This is a genomic window from Spirochaetota bacterium (assembly GCA_004297825.1).
Lineage (GTDB): Bacteria > Spirochaetota > UBA4802 > UBA4802 > UBA5368 > FW300-bin19.
Genome location: SCSX01000055.1, coordinates 17,459 through 35,736 on the forward strand (window position 1 = coordinate 17,459; position 18,278 = coordinate 35,736).

Consider the following 18,278-nt stretch of genomic DNA (forward strand, 5'->3'; position numbering starts at 1 on the left):
GTCAGCCGCGGGGCGGAATTTTTTTATCCACCTTGTAAATCTTTATATCGAACGACTGAACCTTGAAGGCGTATATGACGTTCTCCGGCTTGATGAGCCCGGGGACGTATGAATTGTACGCCTCCTCCTCCCTGGAACCCGAGTTAGCGACCACGTAGTCCGGATCGAGCTTGGGAATATTATTCATATTCTTGCGCTCGCGCGGGTTGGAATAAATTATTTTCAAATCGCTCTCGAGCGCGAGCATGGGCGCCCAGTCCCCGATGATTACCCGTTCCGCGGGAAGCGTGTTCACGAAATTCATCGCCTCCCTGATCGAGGAGGTCTTGTTGAATTCCCATGAGAGCAGGTAGATAAGCTGTATCTGGATGAGCAGAAAGACCATGACGCGGCTGGATGCGCGTTTCTTTATAAAATGCACCACCTCGTCGTAATGACGCGCGAAATAGTATGCGACCGGGAGGAGCATGAGTATCAGGATAAGAACCATCTGAACATGCTTGTCCGCGAAATTTCCCTGTATGATATTCAGGTAGAAATTGTCCATGATGAGTCTTCGGTTCTCGAAATCCACAAGAAGCATCATAAAAAAAATCACGGCCTGTACGGCGATGTAGAATACCAGAAGGAAAATAAAAAATGAACCTGCCGCGCCCCTTTTCTTCAGGGGGCGCTGCGTCAGGATCCTCATTTCGCTGTCGTAGTTTCCCGCGAATCTCGCCGCAAGGTAGACTATTGAAATCTCCGAGAACAGAAAGTAGCGGAGCGGACTGTAGGCCGCGAGGTACACGAGCATGAACGAGAAAAAGAGCTGCATCGTGAAAAAGAGATCGATCTGGTATTCGAGCAGTTCGGCGCGGGAATAATGCAGGTATCTTTTATTAAAGAACACCTTCATCATCGCGATACACGAAAGCACCGCGAGCAGGAAGGTGTTGGGCTGCAGGTAGATGACCTCGAGAAACCATATCTTGCCCACGAGCATGAGCGGCTTGTTCACGTAGCGGTTCCCGCCCCACAGGTAGAGCACGACTGCCACTGCCCCTATGAGCGCCATGAGATACAGGAAGATGCGGTCCGGCTGAAGCGCGGGCGAGAAGCGGTTTCTCTTCCTGAAATAGGGAAGGATGGACGCGAAAAAAAACGCTGCAAGGATAGAGCACAGGTATATCAGGAATGATTCCTTGATGTTCATGCCGGCCCCGGTGAACAGGCCGATCAGCACGATTATGAGCGCGATATATCCCACCCTGAGCGCCGTGTGCTTTATCACCCTGTGGCTCAGGAACACGAACAGCAGCGGCATAAGCGCCGTCCCCAGGAGCAGCATAGGAAGTTCGTAGAGCGCGACCTTGGAATGGAAATAATATACCACGTTTATCGACAGCGCGAGACCCGTGAAAAAGACCATGCGCCCCTTGAAGAAAAAAGCGAGGGTGACGAGCAGGATCGCGATAATCAGTTCCGAGATCCATACCGTCATGTATCGCAGATTAATCACTTTCATCCCGAAGTTTTCGAAGATGAAGAGCTGCATTTCGTACATGAGGCGCGAATCGTTCACGTGCCCGCGATACTGGTCGTAAGGACTCCAGAAATTGGTACCGAATTTTACGACGTTACGCGCATCCAGGGATTTGTACCCCTCGTCGATATACGTCGCAGCGCTCCATGAAAGAAAATCGGGCGGGTCACTGTCCAGGCTGTAGAGCCTGAACAGCGTGCTGAACACCAGTATCCCGACGATGATGAGGGTCTTGCTGATGATGTCTTCGATCCTCGGGTTCATCATGCCTTCCTTTTTCCCGGCGCGCGGGTTCCCCGTTCGCGGGATTTCCTGACGGTCGCGGGCTTGAGCCGTCCGTCCTCGAGATGGTACCAGGAGTCCGCGCGCTCCACGATGCCGTGATCGTGGGTCACGATCACCCAGGAGACGCCCTCGGTTTCCCTGAGCCCCATGAACAGGTCTATCATTCCCCGCGATGTCGCATCGTCAAGGTTGCCGGTGGGCTCGTCGGCAAGCACGAGCCTGGGGCTGTTCACAACCGCGCGCGCCAGGGCAACCCGCTGTTTCTCCCCTCCGGAAAGGGTCCCGGGACGCTGCGTTACTATATCCCCGAGACCGAGATAATCAATCATATATTCGATACGCGTCGCGATATTTTCCGCGTGCGGATTGAGGAGCGCGGGATAGAGTATGTTCCGGCGCGCGGATAAATCGGGAAGCAGGTTGAAGAACTGGAACACGAACCCGATTTCCCTGTTCCGGAACCGGGAGCGTGCACGATCCCCCCAGCGGTAGATGTCCCTGCCGCCGAAAATCACGTTCCCGGCGTCCGGGCGCAGCATGCCCGCGCAAATTCCCAGGAGCGTTGATTTTCCGGAACCGGATTTTCCCGTGATGCATACCAGCTCCCCTTCCCCTACCTCCAGGTCGACGCCGGAGAGAATCGCACGCCGGCCGAATGACTTGTACACTCCTTCGATTTTCAGGAGAGGGGCGCGCCCGCCTGTCATTTCTGCACCGCCTGAAAAAGGTTCATGTTCGCGGCCGCGACGGCGGGCACGAGCGCGGATGCCGAGGAGACCGCCGCCGACAGGGCGACGGCCAGGGGCAGGTAGCGCGCGCCGTCGTCCGCCATGATGAGGCCGCGCAGGACGGGAAGCCAGTTGCCGAGCAGGTCCGTTGCGTGCACGGTGAGCGCCCTTCCCAGGAAATAACCCGCAATTCCGTACAACGCACCCACGGCGGCCGCCTCGAGGACGAAGACCGTCACGATCCTGAATTTCGACATGCCGATCACGCGCAGGAGCGAGAAATGCCGGCTCCGGTGGTACACGGTCGAAAGGTAGGCGTTGAAGATCGCGACCACCGTGAGCAGGAGGAATATCCCCACGACCACCAGCGAGGAGGTGTCGATAATGGTGAGCGCCCTGTTCGTGCGTCCGGCCACGTCCTTCATCGAATCGACGCGCAGGCCCAGCGCCTGCACGGCCCGTGCGACCTCGGGTATGTCCTTGACGCCGTTCACCGTGATGAACAGGCGGATGAAGGAATACCCTTCCGCCCGCGCCGCGCGTTCGCCCCGGTGCTCCGCGCAGAATGCCATTATGAAATCGGCGGGGACCATGAGGCCGGAAAGGGAGACCGCCCCCAGGAAATCGTAGACCTCGGCGTCGAAGCGCACGAAGGTCCTGCGTGCGTCCGTTCGCCCGGAGGTTTGAATTTTCAGATCCAGGGGGAATCCCCGGAGTGCCTTCTCGCCGAACTGGGGGAGACCCCGCGCATCGGTCATATTATTGAAGATTTCGAGAACGAAGGCGGGCACGATCACCGGTACACTGTCCCCCGCGGAGAAATCCTGCCACCGTTTCCCAAGCTTCCTGAGATATTCGCGGTAAATCCCGAAGATGGGGACGTACTCGTCCACGTAAATGCCCAGGCGGTCGATCTCGATCCTCACCGGGTAATCGAGCCGCAGGATTGAATAGTACTCGGAGATTCCCGGGATCGCGAGCACCCTGCGCACCGTGTCCGCGGGAATGGCGGCCTGCCCCCCCTTGAGATTGAAGATGTCGATATCGGCCCCCGGGGGGGAGATTACCATTTCGTTGATCTTCATCCCCTCGAAAAGCGTGCCCCCGATATATTCGCGCACCCCCTGCCGCAGCGAGAGATACAGCATAAGGAAGGCCATTAGAAAAATTATCCCCAGGCTGGACAGCAGGGACTTGGGAATATTCCTGGCGAAGTCCCGGGCGATGAATGCGGCGTTCTGGAGCAGGTAGCGCATAGGGTCGTTCAATGGCGGCGATTCGGCCGTGAGGATAACGGCGCCGCGTTTCAACGTCAAGTTAAATTAAGCGCGGCGCCCGGCGCGATGAATTGTATTTGACGAATGTGCCGTCCTGGACTATTCTTATATATGGGATTTTTACATCCCGCTGTTGGTGCCTACAGACATATATTATGAGAAAACCACTATTTAAGAGGGCGCTCCTGCCCGCCTGTATGATACTCTGCCTGGCCCGTGTCGCGCCCACGGGGGCGGACGATTCATCGGGCATCGCTTTCATGACTGCCGGGGACGGGACATCGACGTCCGCGGTATCGCTGTCGTGGTCCGCGGAGCGTCGCTTTGATCGTTTCCATGTTTACCGGGCTCTTTCCCAGGACGGCCCCTTCACTGAGATCGACCTGACGGAATCGGATTCTTATACGGACACGGCCGCGCAGCCCGGCATCAAGTACTGGTACGCGGTTCGGGGCTACGTGTACTGGACGCTGGGGCCCCCGTGCCGTCCCGACAGCGGCTACCGGAAAATCCCTCAGCCGTCCGGGTCCGATTTCAACGGCATTCTCGGGGAGCGGAACGAGTCCCCCGAGAAAAGCGAAATGGCCGAGTACCTGAAATTCGAGTCACTGGATCCCGTCCTGCGCCCCTACTATCTTCATCCGCTGAAACTGAATCTCGCCCTCTACCTGGGGCGCGCGTATATCGCCAGGGGAGCCATCACGGTCCTCCGCGGCTGGGACTCGTACATTCTGGACCCCGACGAGCGCAGGATTATACTGAACGTCTCCCCGGGCCCCTGCGTCATCGGTTTTAAATCCGGAAAACTTTTTAAAATCTATGCCGCGGGCGGACAGGATCTCATGGATCGTCTTCTCGCAAACGCGGTATTCTACTGTATCTACGAGGGCGATAAAGAGATTGACGGACCCGACGGGGTCACCACCATAGTGCCCAGGTTCGAGGCCCTGGGCTTGTCGACCAGTTACTTCCGGAACGACCGGGACTGGAAAGATCGCACGATACTCCTGGGCACCGATGACAGGGAATACCGCGAAAAAATAAAAAGCGCGGGCGGATAAACCCCCCGGAGGACCCGGCGGGGGCGTACGAGGAACCCTTGGAAGGAAAAACAAATAACCAGGTACCAGGCGGCTTGATAAGAAACATCTACGTCGCCCGCCAGCCGATATTCGACCGGCACAAGAACATCTTCGCGTACGAGCTCCTCTTCCGCTCCGGGTTTGACAATTTCTACGACAGTCTGGACGGCGACTACGCCTCCACGCGCACGATGCTCAACAGCTTTTTCCTGCTCGGGATGGACACAATAACGGGCGGCAAGATGGCCTTCGTGAACTTCACCCGCAACCTGCTCCTGAACGAGGTGGCGACCATTTTTCCTAAAGAGCTCCTCGCGGTCGAAGTGCTCGAGAACGTCACCGCCGACGACGCCGTGGTCGCGTCGTGCAAAAAACTCAGCAAGTCGGGTTACCTGATCATCCTCGACGACTTCATGCTGAAGCCGGATTATGAACCGCTCATCGAAGTGGCCGATATCATAAAGGTCGATTTCAAGCTGGCCAACCACGGGGAGCGCAAGAAAATCCTCGATTCGATCGGACGGAACAAGCATAAGTTTCTCGCCGAAAAGGTCGAGACGCTCGACGAGTTCAACCAGGCCAAGGACCAGGGTTTCGCCTACTTCCAGGGCTATTTTTTCAGCAAACCACATATCGTCGCGGGCGCGTCCATACCGCCGCGCAAGCTCACCTACATGCAGATAATCCAGGAGATGAACAGCCCCGACATGGAGTTCGACCTGTTGGAGCACATCGTGAAGCGCGACATGGCGATCACCTACAAGCTCCTCAAGCTGATCAACTCCGCGGCATTCGGGCTTCGTACAAGGGTCCAGTCCATTCGGCATGCCCTGACCCTTTTAGGCATCAACGAGATCAGGAAATGGATCACCTTCCTGGCGATGAGCGAGATGGGAAGCGACAAGCCCGACGAGCTCCTGATACTGGCGATGACGAGGGCGAAGTTCGGCGAGATCATGGCTTCGAAAATCGGCATGCTGGAGAGGGAGGCGGATTTCTTCCTCTTGGGAATGTTTTCCATGCTCGACGCATTCATCGACCGGCCCATCGCCGATATACTGGAAGAGCTTCCGATCTCCGACGAGATCAGGGACGCGCTCACGGGCAAGGACAACCGGTTCCGCGACGCCTTCGAGCTTATCGTCGCCTATGAAAGGGCCGACTGGACGCGGTTTTCGATTTATGCGAAACGGCTTGGACTGAACGAGCGTCTCGCCCCCGACATCTACTACAACGCACTGCAGTGGGCGCTGTACATCTTCAAGGTCTGATTTCGCAACGCACGAATCGCGCAGGGGCATTCAGAACAGCGGGTGTTCGAAAGAGAGGTACACGAAAACGTTATACTCTCTGCCCGCGCTGCTGAAAATCACCGGGAATGCCGCACCCGGCACAATCTGCAGTCCCGACTCGAAATTAATGGCGAACCGCATTCCGGGATTCACGATAAAGCTCCCCTCCCTGGTCGTCCCCCCTCCGGGTACGACCGTCTGAACCGACCCGTATACCATTTCGAGCATGAGGTTGAAGTTATCGTTCACGAGGCAGATCACGCCCGCGCCCGCGCTGTAGTCGAGGATGTCCGATTCGTCCCCTCCCGGCTCCCGTGCCCCGCGTACGAAGGTAAGCCCGGCGTTCAGGTGGGTAACCCATCGGTCCGAAAGTTCGATGCTCAAGGGTAAATTGGCCTGGAGTCCCGGCGCCCCCCGGCCCAGTCCCTTTTTATAGTCTCCGGTCGGCAGGACGGCAGAAAGCCGCGGAGCGAACGCGAGGTGCTCCCGCGCCACCGCCTGGTAGCGGTAATTTACCAATATGTCCCCCACGCCGGTCACGTCATCTCCGGCGGTATACCGATAGACGGGTATGGAATAGGACAATTGATGGGCCTGCCCCGGGACCGGCCATTCCTGGGTGAATCCGTACGCCCATTCCCGGTTGTCCATATATTGAAACGTCTGGATGTGCTGGACGACCCCGGCTTCCTGGTTGTAGGCTTCCTCAATTAGAAATGAATTGTCCTGGATTTTCCCTGCCCGCACATCACGCGCGGACAGGCTTAAAGCGGCAATCGATATGGCTATCGCGGACACGACTCGCAGCTGATTCATGTATGACACCCCCTCGTAACAAAACACATTTAAATATAAAACGCTTCACCTGGCACAGCAAGAGGCGGCATATATGTTTATGTCAACTATTTTTATTAGTTTTATCTAACATTTACCGGCGGGTCAACGCCGGTTATTCAGCCATCTGCCGGAGCTCATCCGCGGTAAAAATCTTCTCTACGTCCAGAATGATGATGAGTTTCGAGTTCTTCTCCGCGATTCCGCGGATATAATCCGTGTCGATGTTCACGCTGAAGTGCACAGTATCCTGGATCGCGTCGACGGCCAGGTTCACGACGTCGGATACCGCATCGACGATTATCCCGATCATCGTGCCCCGGGACTGCACCACCATGATCACGTTAATCTTGTCATACCCCTTGGCCGGAAGCCCGAATTTTATCCTCAGGTCCACGAGTGGCACGACGATGCCGCGCAGGTTTATCACCCCCTTCATGAAAGGCATCGAATGGGGTACGTGGGTGATCCGCTGCATACCCACGATCTCCTGGACCTCCAGCACCTGGATACCGTAACTCTCACCCATGAGATCGAACGTGATATACTGGCGTTCGTCGATCGCGGCTTTTTTTTCTTCGCGTGTGGTCATTCCCATAACAGGCTCCTAAAAGAATATTGTCTCGGATTCCCGTGCCGAACCCTCATGAATTTCATTGAGAAGGGATATGAGCATCATCACCCGGTAATCCCCCTCCTCCGCGTTCTCCCTTAAAATATCCCGCACGCGGGCCGCCTGCAGTACCTGGCCCTTGAGCTCCTCGCGCTCGTCGCCGTTCGGGTCGCCCAGGGAGGCCCCCGCCTTCTCGCGCATCATGCTGAGCGTGTCAACGACGCGCGCAAGCGCGTCGCGCCGGGAACCGTAGTCTTCGACGAAACGAAGGATCCCGTCCCTGCTCTCGGCCACCTTTTCCGATATGGTATCGTAATATTTACGCGACTCGAAGAGCTCGACGGAAACCTTCTTGATCGCATCGACGCCGTTTCGCAGGCTCCCCTCCTCCCGGCGCGAATTGTCGAAATAGCGCTCCACCGACATCTCCATGGCCGCACTCACCTCCTCGTAGATCACCGCGAGCGCCGCGACGACCTGTTTGATCTTGGCGGGGAGGGAGCTTACATCCTCCAGCGCGCCCCGAAGCTCGCGCTGGAGGGTTGTGTGCCGGGAGAGCTCGATGCGCGTGATCATGGTTATGATCTCCAGCCTGCGCGTCACCCCGTCGATACCGTCGAAGAACTGGCCGAAGCTCCGCATCGTTTCCAGGATTCTCTTCGATATCGCGTACACGGCGTCCTTGTCTGCAATGATCTTCTCGATGAAATCGACATAAAGCAATTTCACCTGCTCTATGCCGCCGTAGATTTGGTCTATCCCCTCGCCGCGTGTATCGCCGGCGCCCGATCCGAAACGCGCGGATATCTGCGAAGTTACCTCGTTTATCCGCGCAAAATTGGAAGCGATTTCCATAGACAGCGCCTGGATATTCCTGCTTATCTGGCCGCTCTTCTGCCTGAGCATGAGCATACTGAGCCGCTCCATTATTGGGCCGCCCAGCTCCGCGCGGCTTCGTTCGAACAGACCACCGTTTTCGGCAAGGACCTCTTCCGCGAGGTAAAGCATCTTCTCGAAATCCTGCCGGATTACGTCCTCGATGCTCATGCCCGCGATAACGGAGCGGAGCGACGTCTCCACCTGCCGCATGCCCCCTATCATCTCCACAACCTCCATGCTTATCTCCGCGAGCCGCTCGGTGATCTTCCGAAAGATCATCTTGTTTTCGATCTTGATACGGGTCAGGTAATTCTGGTGGGTAATATCGTTGTCGTTGCGCAGCGCGGTGAAGGTTTTATAATCGCCGCCAAGCTCCGCGAGTCTCGCGGAAAGCCCCGTCGATATCGAGCCCGCGTCGTGCGAGAGCGCCCCCATCTCGGTCGCGATTCTCGCCAGGGCGTCTCCCTGGCTCCCGGTCTTCTTGGAAAAGATCATGGTATTCAGGGCGTGAATCTCGATTTCCTCGAATATCTCGAGGAGCCCGGTAATGCCGCCGTGAAGCTCGAAGCTTTTTCGGATCGCCTCCGCAACCTCGCTTGAAATTTCAAGGTCCGCTTCCATAACCCTGACGGCTTCATCGATGGCATAATCGATGTTATCGCGCTGGGAGAGCACCACGTCGTTGAGGAAGCACTCGGCGGCGCGGACCTCGGAGATCGTGTAGAAATAGCGCACGTACGGTTCGATCATGCCCAGGAACTCGTCCAGCCCCTGCACCGTGCTGATGAGAAATTCCCTTACCCCTCCAAAGACGTCCTGGATGGATTGCCTGAACGGGGTGCATGTCGTCCGCACTTCCCTCATGAAGGCCATGATGGCTTCCTGATCGTGCGCTGCTACGGGTGCCGTCCGGCTCTCGATCATTGTTCTCCTCACCGGGCCATGTACTTTAATATCATTCCCGCGACCTGGTCAAGGGGGAGCACCTCGTCTACGCCTCCCCTGCGAATCGCCTCCTTCGGCATACCGAATACGACGCATGAACGCTCGTCCTGGGCGACCGTGCGGGCCCCCGCACCGTGCATCTCGAGCATCCCGGCGGCGCCGTCGTCCCCCATCCCGGTAAGGATGATTCCCAGGGCGTTCCTGCCCGCGCTCTTCGCTGCCGAGCGGAAGAGCACGTCAACCGAGGGCCTGTGCCTGCTGACCAGCGGGCCTCCGTTCACCCCGACGAAGTATTCGTCCCCCCTCCGGTTCAACAGCATGTGGAGGTTTCCCGGCGCGATGAGCGCGAGCCCCCTGTGCACCTTGTCGCCGTGCGATGCCTCCTTCACCTCCATGGAACACACGTCATTGAGCCTGTCCGCGAAGGCCGTGGTGAACTTTTCGGGCATATGCTGGACTATCACGAAGGGCGGCGAATCCTTGGGCATGGCCGAGAGCACCTCTTCTATCGCCTGTGTGCCCCCCGTCGAGGCCCCGAGCACGACCACCCGATCGGCGGTGGCGTCCACCTGTTTCCCGTCCCAGGGCCGGAGCACGCTGTCGGCGCTGAGCTTCGGGGCGACCTTCACAGCCTGGACGCTCCTGGAAAGCACCTTTTTCAAATCCGCCTGTGCCGCGGACTTCACGGTGTCGATGAGCATGGTCTCGGAATCGAAAAGAAATTTTTTAAGCTCCAACCCGGGCTTGGAAAGCACCTCGACCGCGCCCGCGGCGAACGCCTGCATGGCCACCTTTCCATGCGTCGTGAACATGATGACCGGTGTGGGTCGGCGTGCCATGATCTCGGCAAGAAAGGTGAGGCCGTCTTTCTGCGGCATCTCGTAATCCAGGATTATTACGTCGGGCCATTCCCTGTTGAAATGGTTTTCGGCGAACACGGGGTTGGCGCTCGCCCCGATCACCTGGATCCCGGGATCGGCGTTCAGGATATCGGAAAGGGTCTGCCGGAGGAGCGCAGAGTCGTCCACGATATGCACTTTTATTGTATCAGTTTTACCCATACGTTCCCGGTCCAAAGGTCAAAAATAATGCTATGGTGCCTCAAGCCCCCGAGCTTCGCCGCCCGTATCGAAAACCCGTACCGCGCGAGATGTTCCTTCCCATGCATTATGTTCTCCCGGCCTATGTCGCTTCCCCATATCCCGGGAAACATGTTGGCCCCGCCGAACATCTTCACATGGTACTCCGCCGGCTCGGTGCGCGCCTTCCTTATCTCCCTGAGTATCAGCGCTATCGCGTCGCCGCCGTAGCGCGGGTCCATCTCCATGCTCTCCTCGCTCGGGTTATTCGAGAGCAGGTAGTGGCACATCCCCCCGATCATCTTCCCGGGGTGCCACACCGTGATGGCCACGCACGAGCCCAGAATGGTCCGAATGCGCGTCCCCTCGTCCCCCCAGTAGAATTCCCCGGGCTGAAGGAATACCTCTACCGTGTACGGAGGTGTGGGCTCGAGCTTCATGGCACCCGGTATACGGAGGGCGCTGCCTTGCGGAGCTCCACGCCTATCCCCATGAGGCTCTCCATGTGCCCCACGAAAAGATAGCCCCCGGGCTTCAGGCTGGGGATAATCCGCTCCAGAACCTCCCGCTTCGTCTTCCGGTTGAAGTATATCATCACGTTCCGCAAAAACACAACATCAAAAAGCCCGATCACGGGAAGCGGCTTCACCAGGTTTATCTGCAGAAACCGTATCCCCGCCGCGAACGCCGGGTCGATGAGCAGCGTCCCCTCCTGGGAGCGAACGCCCTTGAGACAGTACTTCTTAAGATACGGTTCCGGAATTTCTTCGCGTGCCGATATCGGGTAGACTCCGCTGCGCGCCTGCGAGAGCACGTCGTCGTTCGCATCGGAGCCCATCACTTCCCAGGAGGATGCCGGAATGTGTTCGGCGAGGACCATCGCGATCGTATAGGCTTCCTCTCCCGTCGAGCAGGCGGCGCTCCATGCCCGGAATACCGCGGACGGCGACCGCGCGGGGATCACCGTTTTTGCGAGGAAGCCGAAATGCTCGTCCTCGCGGAAAAAATGCGTTTCGTTCGTCGTGAGCAGGTTGAGCAGGACCCTGCGCTCGTCCTCGTTTTTTTCGTCCAGCGCAAGCGCCAGGTAATCCTGGTAGCTCGTGAGGCCGAAGTGCCGCAGGCGCTTCATCAGGCGTCCCGCCACGAGGGCGCGTTTTTCAGCCGAGAGCGAGATTCCCATGTCCCTGAGCACCATGGCCCTGAAGGTTTCGAATTCCCGGTCTCCCAGGCGGTACCCCGCGGGAGACGCCGCATCCGTTGCGGCAGGGGATGGCGTATCACGGGAAGTCATGACCCGGCCCTCAGGCGCCCGCCGCCGGCCGGGCATCGAACGCTGCCAGCTCCTCGATATCGAGCACGCGTTCCAGGTTCAGCATGATGACGAATTCATCGCGCACCTTGCCGATCCCCGCGATGAAATCGTTGCGGATCTTCGCCCCGAAGCCCGGCGTGGTTTCGATGTCCTCGCCCTGCACGTCCACCACCTCGCGCAGGGCGTCTATGAGGACGCCCATGGGAACGCGCTCCCCGGCGACATCGAGCTCCACGACCACGATGCAGCTGTATTTCGTGACGGCGCTCGCGTAGCCGTAGAAGCGCGCGGACAGGTCGATGATCGGGACCACGTTCCCGCGCAGGTTCAGCACACCCCCGATATGGAGCGGCGTGCGCGGGACGGCGGTGACGCTCGTGTACTCGATGATCTCCTTGATGGTGCCGATGTTCATGCCGTAGAGCTCCTTCCCTATCGAGAAGGTCAGGTACTTGTTGATGCGTTCCGCGTCGTGTCGCTCTTCCATCGCTCACCTCACACCCCGGCTCCTTCTTTTACGGCGGATGACTGCACGTGCATGATGAGGCGCGGCACGTCCAGGATGAACGCAACCTCCCCCGTTCCCAGGATGGTGGCGCCGCTGATCCAGTCGAGTCCGCCGAATATCTTTCCCATGGGCTTGATCACGGTCTGGAACTCGCCCAGGAGCCTGTCGACGACCAGCCCGGCGCTCACCCGGCCGTATTCGACGACGATGATATTTCCCCGCAGCGGGGGGACGCCCTTTTCGCCCAGGAACTCCCGCATCGGGAGAAACGGGAGTACCGATCCCCTGAGATTGATGAAGCTTCCCCCCTCCTTGCCGGCGAGATCCTCCTTCGAGACCTCGATGCATTCCACGACCATGTCGAGCGGGATCACGTAACTCAGGTTACCCACCTGCACCATGAAGCCGTCGATAATGGCTATGGTGAGGGGCAGCCGTATGCGCACGACGGTGCCGTAATCCGGGGTGCTCTCCACGTCCACGACGCCCCTGAGCGCCTCGATGTTCCGCTTTACCACGTCCATGCCCACCCCGCGGCCGGAGATGTTCGTGACCTTTTCGGCCGTGGAGAAGCCGGGGCGGAAGATGAGCTGGAGTATCTCGGTGTCGCTCAACTGCTGGCCCGGCTGGACCAGCCCCAGGTCGAGCGCCTTCCGGTAAACCCGCTCCCTGTCCAGGCCGCTCCCGTCGTCCGAAACCTCGATGACGATGCTCCCGGTCTCGTGAAACGCGTTGAGCGAAATCGTTCCGCGCGGGTTCTTCCCGCGCGCCCTGCGCGCGTCGGGGGAGCCAATCCCGTGATCCAGGGCGTTCCGCACGATGTGCATGAGCGGGTCCCCGATTTTTTCCACGAGCGTCTTGTCGACCTCGGTCTCGGCGCCGGTGATGACGAGCTCGGCCTCCTTGCCCGATTCGCGGCAGTAATCGCGCACGATGCGCTCGAACTTGCGGAAGGACTCGCCTATCTGCACCATGCGCAGGTTCATCGAGTTCTCGCGAATCTGCTCGATGAGCCGGGACATGCGCGAGGCGGACTCGATGAGGTCGGCATCGGCCCTCTGCGCCGCGAGCTGCTTGACGTTCTCACCCGCGGACACGAGCTCCCCGACGAAATTGATGAGCTGGTCGAGCTTCTCCCCGTCCACGCGCATCGAACGCCGGTTCTTCTCTTCTATCGTGCGTATCTGCCTCTGCTTTTCCAGGGCGGCCTCGACCACCTCGCGCGGCGCAATCTTCTCCTCGACGAGTATCTGCCCCAGGGGCGTTCTCGCCTCCGTGCCTTCACGCACCTCGTTCTCCTTCTGCTTTTCGAGCATCCGCGTCAGCTCGCCCTGGGTGATGGATCCGCTCTGCACCAGTATCTCGCCTATGTTCACCGGCGTTTCGGGAAGCTCCCGGATCAACTGCTTGTAAACCCGGATGCTCGATCGGGGCGGGATAATCCCGATCACGCAGTCGTCCTTTACGAATTCGAACGCGCTCTCGATCATCTCCCGCGATACGCCGGACCGGAATTCGATCTCGAAACCCAGGTAGCATTTCTCGGCGTCCAGTTCCGCCGCGGGCGGAAGCGCGTTCATCACCGTGACGCAATTTTCGATTTCACCCATTCCCCTCAGGTAATTAATGAAGGGAAACGGGTCCAGCCCGTTCATGAACACCTTCTCGTTGAACCGCAGCGAGATGTGCCAGTTTTCATTTTTCACGCTGTCCGGCTCCGGTGCGCCCGGGGCCGTGTCGGGCGGCGGGGGCGCCGATACGACCGCCGCCGGTTCCGGGCGCGCCTCGTTTCCATAAAGCCTGATCTTCTGGGCCAGGAGCGCTCCCGTGCCGGAGGTCTCCCTGTCCAGCGGATCGTCCTCCCCGCGCTCATGGAGATCGATAAGCATCCGGATGTGATCGTGCGCGGGCAGGAGGAGCGCCGTCATCTCCGCGTTGATGCGCAGCTCGCCCTTCCGCACCCTGTCGAGCAGGCTTTCCAGCGCGTGTGTGAATTCCTCCACGTGCCTCACGCCGAACATCCCGGACGATCCCTTGATGGTGTGCACCGCGCGGAAGAGCGCGTTCACCGCCTCCTCGTCGTCGGGGCGCTTCTCGACCTCGAGGAGCAGGTGCTCCATCTCATCGAGAATCTCCCGCGCCTCCGCCATGAATGACTGTTTCATTTTATCCATGCCCATGGTTCACCGCCCCGCGACATGCGCGTCGTTCCGTCCTGCCGGCATTAAAATTTTTCATAGTCATGCTGTGGCTGGCCCGCGGCAATCGCCGTCTTCTTCGCATCCCCGGCATGCGCCACGTGGATCCTGTGGTGTTTCACCGGGCCGTCATCCAGCTTGTATTCCACCCCCAGTTTGAAAAACGAGATCGTCTCCTGCAACTGTTTGGATTGCGCGTACAGCGACTCGGCGCTCGCCGCCATCTCCTCCGCCGCGCCCGCGTTCTGCTGGATCACCTGGTCCAGCTGCTGGATCGCGCGGTTGATCTGGTCGGCCCCGGACAACTGCTCGCGGCTCGCCGCGTTGATGTCCTGAACCAGCTCCGCCGTCTTCTGGATGTCGGGAACGAGTTTCTTGAGCATCTCCCCCGCGTGCTCGGCGATCTTCACGCTCTCGGAGGATATCCTCGTGATCTCGCCCGCGGCGTCCTGGCTGCGCTCCGCGAGCTTCCTCACCTCGGTCGCCACCACGGCGAAGCCCTTGCCGTGCTCGCCCGCGCGCGCCGCCTCGATCGTCGCGTTAAGCGCAAGGAGGTTGGTCTGATACGCGATGTCCTCGATGATCGTGATCTTCCCCGCGATATCCTTCATGGCCTTCACGGCCTCTTCCACCGCGCCCCCGCCGTCCTTCGCGTCCGCGGCGGCCTTGATCGCGATCGTCTCGGTCTGCTGCGCGTTTTCCACGTTCTGCTGGATGTTCGCGCTCATCTGCTCCATGGAGGACGAGACCTCCTCGGCGCTCGCGGCCTGCTCGGTGGCGCCGCTGGACATCTGCTGCGCCGTCGACTGGAATTCGTTCGCGCTCGACGACACGGCGTCTCCCGCTCCCTTCACGTCGACCACCACCTTGGCGAGACCCTCGACCATCCTCTTGAGGGCCTGCATGAGCTTGTCCTCGGCGGAGCGGTCGCGCACGGTCACCTGGAGATTTCCCTGGGCGAGCTCGCTCGCGGAATTGGTCACCTCGTTGAGCGCGTCGATAAGCTGGTTGAGGTTGATCTTGATCGCGTTGAAATCGCCGTTGTAGCTTTCGGTGATCTTCGCGGGCACGTCGCCCTTCGCGATCCTGTCCACGTACTCGGCAGCGACGTTCAGGGGGCCGATAACGGCGTCCAGCGTGTCGTTGACGCCCTGGACGATCTTCCGGTAGTCGCCCTGGTGCTTTCCCGCGTCGGCGCGGGTCCCCAGCCTCCCTTCAAGCGCGGACTGGACCAGCATTTTCGCGTCGGTGACAAGCTGGTTGAGGGCGTCGATGCACAGGTTGAGATTGATCTTGATCTCGTTGAAATCGCCCTTGTAGGTATCGGTGATCTTCGCGGGGATATCGCCCTTCGCGATGCGGTCCACGTATTTCGCGGCAACGTTCAGCGGACCGATAACCGCGTCCAGCGTCGCGTTCACCCCCTCGACGATGGGACGGAATTCGAAATTGATCTTCTCGATATCGGCGCGTGCGTCGAGCTTCCCGTCGATCGCGGCGTCGGTCAGGCGCTTGGTTTCCCTCATGAGGGACTTCAGTATCCGCGCGATGCCCCTGTAGAGGAAGAGACTGAGACCCAGGGCGACGATGATGGCGGCGACCCATATCGCCACGGTCAGCGTTATCGCCGCCGACGCGGTCCTCTCGTTGTTTTTCGATCGCGCTTCGGCCTCATGTTCTTTTAGATCGAACAGCTTCCTTATCAGCTCGCTCATTTTGTTGCCGGTCGGCGTGGCAGTCACGAGTCCCCGCGCGACCTCGTCCTTGTTCTGGGCGTTGATCGAGACGAACAGGGCGTTGATCTGGGGGATGTACTTCTCGAACGTGCCCTTCAGCTCGTTGAACAGTATCCGGTCATCGTTCGAGCTGATCGTCTTTTCGTATTTTCTGAAGGCGTCCCCGATCTTGTTCTCGAGGTCCCTCACCACCGCTATTCGCTCCTCGATATTCTTATTGTAGAGGAGCCTATCGCTGATCGAATATACGATAGTCAGGCGCATCGTGATCAGGTAGCTCTCGATATCGCTGACCGACACCAGGCCGATCACGTTCTCCTCGAAGAGCGCCTTGCTGTCGTTCGAAATCCGGTTGAGGCTTACCACCCCGACCGACCCGATCACCACGACGGCGGCGAGAACAACCACGAATCCCCAGGTTATCTTTGCTCCAAGTTTCATTTTACCGAACATCGCTTCCTCCTTGAAAGCCCATGCTTGTTTATTGCGTCTGCGCCTGTATCAATTCGGCGCCATGTCGCCGCCTCATGTCCTTATCCTTCGCGAAAGCCCGTACCGGAACGCGTAGTTTCCCCGCTCGGACGCGCTGATGCGCACCTTGTCCCCGAAAAAACCTATCGCCCCATAGAGGTCGAATACGCGCAGCACCGCGGGACTGTGCCCCGCGAGGGAAAGCGTTTTCCCCGCGCGTTCCGATTCCCGCTTGAGCGCAAGCAGCGCCTGGAAGCCCGCCGTGTCCATCTCGGTCACGCCCGCAAGACCCAGCTCCAGAATCTCCGCTCTTTTCAACATATCCAGGACCTCGTCCCGCAGCCGGGCCGCGGTATAGATGGTGAGCTCGCCGGATATCTGCGCCGGAATCGCGTTTTTCCTCTTTTTCCCCGCCTTTATGACCAGTTTTTCCGCCATCCCCGTCCCCCTCAGATGATGAGCTTCTCGATCGCCGATATGAGCTTGTCCGGCGCGAACGGCTTCGTTATCCAGGCCTTCACACCCGCGTCGCGTCCCTCGATTTTCCTGTCTTCCCCCGTTTCGGTCGTGAGCATGATCACGGGGGTGAAACGGAAATCGGAATAGGCCGCGTCCGTTTTCACGGTCTTCACGAATGTGATCCCGTCCATTTCCGGCATGTTTACGTCGCACACGATCAGGTTTATTTTTCCCCCAGCGAGTTTCGCGAGCGCCTCCTGACCGTTCCCGGCCTCCAGCACCGTGTAACCGCGCTCCTTGAGCGTAAAGCTGAGAAGCTGCCGGATGCTCGGCGAATCGTCCACCACCAGAATGGTTTTACTCATTTCGTTCCCTCTTCTTCATGTGTTTTCAATGACTCCATCGTTATCGCCCGGACCCGCGCTCCCGCGCCGCAGCAGGGACCGGATTGTATCTATGAGCTCGTCATAGCTCACGGCAAGGATCCCCCGGTACTCGAGATCCCGTGAGAGCTTGTTTTTCAGCGCGCGGTCGTACTCCTCGGATTCCGGCGCATAAAGGATTATCCCCTGAAACTCCCGCATTACGGACTTGAGCCTCTTGAGAAGTTCGTCGGGAGGCTCCCCGAGCGTGGAATAATTCATGGCCACATAGCGCGGGAACACGGCCGCCGCCTGCCACAGCGCGTCGCGAAAATCGGCGCTCGTGAGTATGTTCTCTTTGTCGAATAATTCGGTGAGGGCGACGGCAAGCGTGTCGCACAATTCATTGTTGGGCTCGATAATCAGTATTTTTGCGTCGTGAGCGGCTTTTTCCTGCAATCTCATCGTTCCCTCGTTGCCGGATTTGGACCCGGTAACAAAGCTAGCGCGAGAAAAGCGGAAGCGGATAATTAAGCGGGACTAAATAGCGAAGGAAAAAACATTAGATATTCATTATGGGGTACTGTATTTGGGCTACTACTTATATACTATTTCTTAATATCTAGACTATACACCAAAATTTCTTTAACCGCGAATGCACGCGAATGTCATTTCCATAATTCGCGTGCATTC

Annotated in this window: 17 protein-coding genes; 2 read left to right on the forward strand and 15 right to left on the reverse strand. The window is 58.7% G+C overall.

The window, feature by feature from the left end:
• Position 1: 1 nt before the first annotated feature.
• Genes EPN93_11215 through EPN93_11225 form a run of 3 tightly spaced genes read right to left on the reverse strand, consistent with a single transcriptional unit; the run spans position 2 to position 3,806 of the window.
• Positions 2–1,789, reverse strand: coding sequence for a hypothetical protein (locus EPN93_11215; protein TAL35015.1), 1,788 nt, complete (start codon positions 1,787–1,789; stop codon positions 2–4).
• Complete coding sequence (locus EPN93_11220) at positions 1,789–2,517, reverse strand: ABC transporter ATP-binding protein (protein ID TAL35016.1); 729 nt, start codon at positions 2,515–2,517, stop codon at positions 1,789–1,791. The genes EPN93_11215 and EPN93_11220 overlap by 1 nt, the downstream gene beginning before the upstream one ends.
• The gene (locus EPN93_11225) at positions 2,514–3,806 is read right to left on the reverse strand and encodes an ABC transporter permease (GenBank protein TAL35017.1); all 1,293 of its coding nucleotides are present in this window, start codon (positions 3,804–3,806) and stop codon (positions 2,514–2,516) included. Before EPN93_11225 ends, EPN93_11220 begins: the two co-directional genes overlap by 4 nt.
• A gap of 164 nt (positions 3,807–3,970) precedes the next feature.
• Here EPN93_11225 and EPN93_11230 point away from each other — a divergent pair, with 164 nt between their 5' ends.
• Both EPN93_11230 and EPN93_11235 read left to right on the forward strand, forming a co-directional pair.
• Complete coding sequence (locus tag EPN93_11230; GenBank protein TAL35018.1) at positions 3,971–4,876, forward strand: hypothetical protein; 906 nt, start codon at positions 3,971–3,973, stop codon at positions 4,874–4,876.
• Between the two features lie 74 nt (positions 4,877–4,950).
• Positions 4,951–6,168: an HDOD domain-containing protein gene (locus tag EPN93_11235; GenBank protein TAL35019.1), complete on the forward strand. Its 1,218-nt coding sequence runs from the start codon at positions 4,951–4,953 to the stop codon at positions 6,166–6,168.
• A gap of 30 nt (positions 6,169–6,198) precedes the next feature.
• Here the strand turns inward: EPN93_11235 and EPN93_11240 are convergent, their stop codons facing one another.
• The 12 genes from EPN93_11240 to EPN93_11295 all read right to left on the reverse strand — a co-directional run bounded on the left by EPN93_11240 (position 6,199) and on the right by EPN93_11295 (position 18,050).
• On the reverse strand, positions 6,199–7,005 hold the full coding sequence (locus EPN93_11240; GenBank protein TAL35020.1) for a transporter: 807 nt from the start codon (positions 7,003–7,005) through the stop codon (positions 6,199–6,201).
• 133 nt (positions 7,006–7,138) lie between these two features.
• Positions 7,139–7,621, reverse strand: coding sequence for a purine-binding chemotaxis protein CheW (locus EPN93_11245; GenBank protein TAL35021.1), 483 nt, complete (start codon positions 7,619–7,621; stop codon positions 7,139–7,141).
• Between the two features lie 9 nt (positions 7,622–7,630).
• Entirely contained in the window at positions 7,631–9,439 is a 1,809-nt protein-coding gene (locus tag EPN93_11250) for a hypothetical protein (protein TAL35022.1), read from the reverse strand.
• Positions 9,440–9,447: 8 nt separating this feature from the next.
• Positions 9,448–10,521, reverse strand: coding sequence for a chemotaxis response regulator protein-glutamate methylesterase (locus EPN93_11255; GenBank protein TAL35023.1), 1,074 nt, complete (start codon positions 10,519–10,521; stop codon positions 9,448–9,450).
• Positions 10,500–10,979, reverse strand: a complete 480-nt coding sequence (locus EPN93_11260) for a chemotaxis protein CheD (GenBank protein TAL35024.1) — start codon at positions 10,977–10,979, stop codon at positions 10,500–10,502. The genes EPN93_11255 and EPN93_11260 overlap by 22 nt, the downstream gene beginning before the upstream one ends.
• Positions 10,976–11,830, reverse strand: a complete 855-nt coding sequence (locus EPN93_11265; GenBank protein TAL35025.1) for a protein-glutamate O-methyltransferase CheR — start codon at positions 11,828–11,830, stop codon at positions 10,976–10,978. The genes EPN93_11260 and EPN93_11265 overlap by 4 nt, the downstream gene beginning before the upstream one ends.
• A gap of 10 nt (positions 11,831–11,840) precedes the next feature.
• Complete coding sequence (locus EPN93_11270; protein ID TAL35026.1) at positions 11,841–12,338, reverse strand: purine-binding chemotaxis protein CheW; 498 nt, start codon at positions 12,336–12,338, stop codon at positions 11,841–11,843.
• A gap of 8 nt (positions 12,339–12,346) precedes the next feature.
• Positions 12,347–14,539, reverse strand: coding sequence for a chemotaxis protein CheA (locus EPN93_11275; protein TAL35027.1), 2,193 nt, complete (start codon positions 14,537–14,539; stop codon positions 12,347–12,349).
• A gap of 44 nt (positions 14,540–14,583) precedes the next feature.
• Positions 14,584–16,272 (reverse strand): hypothetical protein, encoded by a 1,689-nt coding sequence (locus EPN93_11280; protein TAL35051.1) that lies wholly within the window; start codon positions 16,270–16,272, stop codon positions 14,584–14,586.
• Between the two features lie 546 nt (positions 16,273–16,818).
• Positions 16,819–17,202: an STAS domain-containing protein gene (locus EPN93_11285; protein TAL35028.1), complete on the reverse strand. Its 384-nt coding sequence runs from the start codon at positions 17,200–17,202 to the stop codon at positions 16,819–16,821.
• A gap of 11 nt (positions 17,203–17,213) precedes the next feature.
• Complete coding sequence (locus tag EPN93_11290) at positions 17,214–17,588, reverse strand: response regulator (protein TAL35029.1); 375 nt, start codon at positions 17,586–17,588, stop codon at positions 17,214–17,216.
• A gap of 15 nt (positions 17,589–17,603) precedes the next feature.
• Positions 17,604–18,050 (reverse strand): response regulator transcription factor, encoded by a 447-nt coding sequence (locus EPN93_11295; GenBank protein ID TAL35030.1) that lies wholly within the window; start codon positions 18,048–18,050, stop codon positions 17,604–17,606.
• Positions 18,051–18,278: the final 228 nt, after the last annotated feature.